General features: G+C 63.5%; 2 protein-coding genes. Both read right to left on the minus strand.

What is annotated here, in order from left to right; all coding sequences use genetic code 11:
• The coding region (locus AC097L_RS25215) for a universal stress protein (protein WP_479589446.1) at nt 1-585 on the minus strand (585 nt) is incomplete at its 3' end.
• A gap of 14 nt (nt 586-599) precedes the next feature.
• A partial coding sequence (locus tag AC097L_RS25220) for an MMPL family transporter (RefSeq protein WP_479589447.1) occupies nt 600-1,197 on the minus strand: 598 nt, incomplete at its 5' end.

Here is a 1,197-nt window from a genome sequence, read left to right on the forward strand (position 1 = left end):
GTGCAGCAGCGCAAACAAGGGCGTGGCCACGGGTGGGTGCTTGAGCGCCTCCTGCAGGCCATGAACCACTGCAGCCAGTGACCGGTGCTCGTCCTTGATCATGGCAATGGCGCGTTCTTCGTCGCTCAGAACCCGGTTGCGCTCGATGGCCGCCACCAACACCGGCAGCGTCGTGCCTTGCAGTACCTTGTCGACGACGGAACCGCCAATAATGCGCTGGAGGCCGCGTTGTCCCCTGGAGGACATGAAGATCAGGTCGCACCCCTTGGCATACGCTGTCGATAGATTGGCCTCGTGGGGTTTGTCTGTGGTCGAGATGACGGCCGCGCACTCCACGCCTGCCGCGCGAGCGGCAGCCTCTGCCTTCGCGACGATGCCGCGGGCGTTGCCTGCCGCCGTCTCGGCAAAGTCCCTTGTCGACATGGCGTGCAGCAAAGCGCCGTCGCTGCTGTTGGCCACATCGGGGCGGGCGTGCACAAAAGTGATGGCAGCGCCTGCCGCACGAGCGTAGGCCACGGCCTGTTCGACCGTGAGCGCAGACAAGGGAGAGCCGTCAACGGGAACTGCCAGGTGTCGGTAGATCATGGTGTGGTTCTGGGTTAGTGCGCAGTGGCGGACGAGGGAACCTGCAGCGCCAATGCCTGTCTGGCCTCATCACGCTCGGGTTTCAAAAGGAAGTGCGCCAGCGCGGGCAGCAGCACCAGGGCGCCGAGCATGTTCCAGATGAACATGAAGGCGAGCAGCACGCCCATGTCGGCCTGGAACTTGATGGGCGACCAGGCCCAGGTGATCACACCCGCAGCCATCGTCAGCCCCACCAATGCCACCACGCGGCCGGTGAAGTCCAGTGAGCGCCGATACGCTTCGGTCAGCGATGCGCCGCGCTGCTGCATGGCCAGTTGCACACTCAGCAGGTACAGCGCGTAATCCACCCCCACGCCCACACCCACGGCAATCACCGGCAGTGTGGCGACTTTCAGGCCAATGCCCAGCCACACCATCAAGGCCTTGCACAAAATGGTGGTGATGATGAGGGGAATCATGGCCACGATGGTGGCGCGCAGGCTGCGGAAGGTCAGCAAACACAGCAAGGCTGTTGCGCCATACACCGCCAGGTACATCTTGATGACACCGCGCTCCACTTCGATATTGGTGGCGGCCTCAATGCCCGCACTGCCTGCAGCCAGCAAGAAACGT

Source organism: Rhodoferax sp. RT5P35, assembly GCF_056521385.1.